This window comes from Pseudoalteromonas sp. AWM4_233 (assembly GCF_056158285.1).
In genome coordinates this window covers 1-2,802 of sequence record NZ_JBSWSZ010000092.1, presented here as the reverse complement: position 1 = coordinate 2,802, position 2,802 = coordinate 1, and the positions used below count along the sequence as shown (strand labels likewise).

At 48.8% G+C, this 2,802-nt stretch carries 3 protein-coding genes and 1 pseudogene; 1 reads left to right on the top strand and 3 read right to left on the bottom strand.

Going from position 1 to position 2,802, the window contains the following annotated elements; all coding sequences use genetic code 11:
• Positions 1-598: 598 nt before the first annotated feature.
• Genes ACXAC4_RS20940 through ACXAC4_RS20930 form a run of 3 tightly spaced genes read right to left on the bottom strand, consistent with a single transcriptional unit; the run spans position 599 to position 2,083 of the window.
• The gene (locus ACXAC4_RS20940; RefSeq protein ID WP_475165113.1) at positions 599-856 is read right to left on the bottom strand and encodes a hypothetical protein; all 258 of its coding nucleotides are present in this window, start codon (positions 854-856) and stop codon (positions 599-601) included.
• On the bottom strand, positions 843-1,865 hold the full coding sequence (locus tag ACXAC4_RS20935) for an MFS transporter (RefSeq protein ID WP_475165112.1): 1,023 nt from the start codon (positions 1,863-1,865) through the stop codon (positions 843-845). The genes ACXAC4_RS20940 and ACXAC4_RS20935 overlap by 14 nt, the downstream gene beginning before the upstream one ends.
• Entirely contained in the window at positions 1,862-2,083 is a 222-nt protein-coding gene (locus tag ACXAC4_RS20930) for a hypothetical protein (protein WP_475165110.1), read from the bottom strand. Before ACXAC4_RS20930 ends, ACXAC4_RS20935 begins: the two co-directional genes overlap by 4 nt.
• Positions 2,084-2,180: 97 nt before the next feature.
• Here ACXAC4_RS20930 and ACXAC4_RS20925 point away from each other — a divergent pair.
• A pseudogene (locus ACXAC4_RS20925) lies at positions 2,181-2,753 on the top strand (acyl-CoA dehydrogenase family protein); the annotation flags it as partial.
• Positions 2,754-2,802 lie beyond the last annotated feature (49 nt).

The window sequence follows — 2,802 nt, the reverse complement described above, 5'->3', positions numbered from 1 at the left end:
GGTCCTTTGATTGCCACCTATGCCGGGGGAAGGCGGCCTCGCCATTGCCTTTTTCAAAGATTTAAAAGCTGAAAACTCTGTTTCTCTACAAGCTTTTTTCTTTCTTACCGCCAGGAGCGAAATCCCCTTCCCTTTCCGCGGACGAGCGCCCGAGCTTCCTCGCAGAACCCACGCTCGGCGACCTCGGACCACTCGTTACTCCGCAGGAGTGGAAGGGGCACCGCTGATTGGGAATTCCTTAACATCGACAAAGACTCTCCTTCACCCCGCTCATCCTTGCTGGATGGAGGAGAGGCTTGTTCATATTCCGGCAGCCAGCCGTTATCAGCGCCTGTTCTTTTCCTTTTTCTTTTCCACGCAAGTGCGCACCAGCGCAGCCCGTGCCGTTCTTTTGAATCTGCTTCGTGCACAATTTCTCTCCTTTATATTCTAACGTCGGCATGAGGAGCGTTCGGTGGTGATGCCTGCATGCCCGCGGCATTCATCCACCGATAAGCGGAAAGTGGCCCTTCCCACGACAAATGGACAACTCTAACTGGTTAACACAGGCTTTTTCTACAGCCAACAAACTCCTTAGGCCTTAGCCTAAGGAGTTTGTTTATCCATGATAGGTTTCATAATCAGGCTGCGGGGAAAGCAGTGCCAGAACTGTCGCGGTGACTGGAAACAAAACGGTAAGCACGATGATTTCCTGATAGCCCCCGAGCCAGTCATAAAAAATACCGAAAGGAAGCGGCCCGAGAGCAGATCCAACAACCATCACCGTCTGGGCAAGCCCCTTAATGCTCCCGAGGTGGGCACGCCCGAAATAATTCGGCCATACGATGTTCAATACAATCCGCTCAAATCCATTCACCACTCCCCATAAACAGCCAAAACCGACAGCGGCAGCCCCAGGAATCCGTCACAAGAAGAAGCAGCAGCGTACAGATATGGCCGAAAAATGTAACAGCCAATATGTAATGCACTTGGAAGCGGTCGACAAGCCAGCCACTAATAAAAGTGACCGGAAACCCGACAACGGCCATAAGCGTCAACACCATTGCTGCTACTCCAGCGTCAAGGCTGCGCAGTTCCATAATGGAAACCATATGGAACGTGATCGCTGTGTTGACGAGAGCAGGAACCGTCACACAAAACAAAATGAACCAGAAAGCTCTCGCAGCCATTGCTTCTTTTAATGTCCAGCTTTTTTCATTCACTTCGGCATTCAGATTCTTGATCTCGTGCCCGTCTGCCGGTTTACGGCCCCCATCAGGCACTTCCCCTATATCTTCCGGACGGTTTCTCACGAGGTAAAAAGCAAGCGGCACGAATATCACCAGCAGAGCGGTCCCCCAGATTCCCCAGGTCATTCGCCAGCCGAACGCTTCAATCAGCCACGTGTTCAATGGCGGCAGTAGTGCAGAGCTTGCGAAACCCCCGATGGCCATCACACTGAGCGCCCGCCCCCTTTTCCGGATGAACCACTGCGGAACAAGGGTATTCGGGATCAATGTCATCGACCCCTGTCCAAAGAGGCGGATCAGGAAAAAACCGATGAACATCATGACAGGCCCCGCTAAAAAGGCATTCCAGAACAGCGCAAGGGCGAGGCACATTCCGACGGCGACCATCATCGCCCGCTGTCCGAAACGGTCAATCAGCCGCCCCATCATAAACAATAGGAATCCGGCCGCAAGCGTAGCACCGGAATAAATGCCAGAGACAAGCGAGCGGGTATAATCAAAATCATCTATGTAATAATCAATGAAAATAGAAATGGAATACGTCTGCCCGGGCCCGGAGAAAAACACACTCAGACCGGCAATAAAAACGATCACCCATCCATAATAAAAGGGTGATCCGTCTGTTCGGTTATTCAAGTTACCCCCTCCTGCTGAGCGCTGCCGATGAACTCGAGCACTCTGTCAAACAGTTCGTCTTTATCATCTCCGTGGCAGATAAGATGCTTCGACTGCTTCAAAAAGACCACTTCTTTTTCTGTAGACGGAATTTCCTCCTCTAAATAAACCGCTGCGGCTTTGGGAACCATGCAGGTGCTGACGCAGGAAGTTACCAAAGTCCATTTAACCTTCAGCAATACGTTATGTTCTCATCTACTTCGTTCAGTTACGTATTGCTAAGGTTAACGACGGTTAGATTCACCTCTTACACAGCACCTCAACACTTTCGGCAGAGAACAAGCTTTCATTGATGGTCCAGTGAAAGAGTTAATGGCTATGATTGATGATTCTGTTATTCAAAACAGTAAGCATCTTCCTGAACATATTTTAGATTTCTTGAAGAAAGAACGATTCTTCTCTTTGATCATTCCAAAATCTTACGGTGGCCGAGAGTTTAGCCCTTATGCTAATTCAACCATCGTAGGTACAATAGCGACTAAATCTTCAGCTGTAGCGGTTACTGTTATGGTGCCTAATTCATTAGGTCCGGGCGAGTTATTAATGCACTACGGTACTGAAGAGCAGCGCGCGCATTACTTACCTCGTTTAGCTAATGGTACTGATATTCCATGTTTTGCACTTACGAGCCCTGAAGCAGGTTCTGATGCCGGTGGTATTCCAGATCAAGGTATCGTAACTAAAGGTATGCACAATGGTGAAGAAGTTCTAGGTTTAGAGATTACTTGGGACAAGCGTTACATCACTCTCGCACCTATTGCGACAGTATTAGGTCTTGCATTCAAAGTATTTGATCCTGAAGGGCTATTAGGTGGTAAAGAAGAGTTAGGGATTACGTGTGCTTTAATTCAGGTGCTGTGTAAGAGGTGAATCTAACCGTCGTTAACCTTAGCAATAC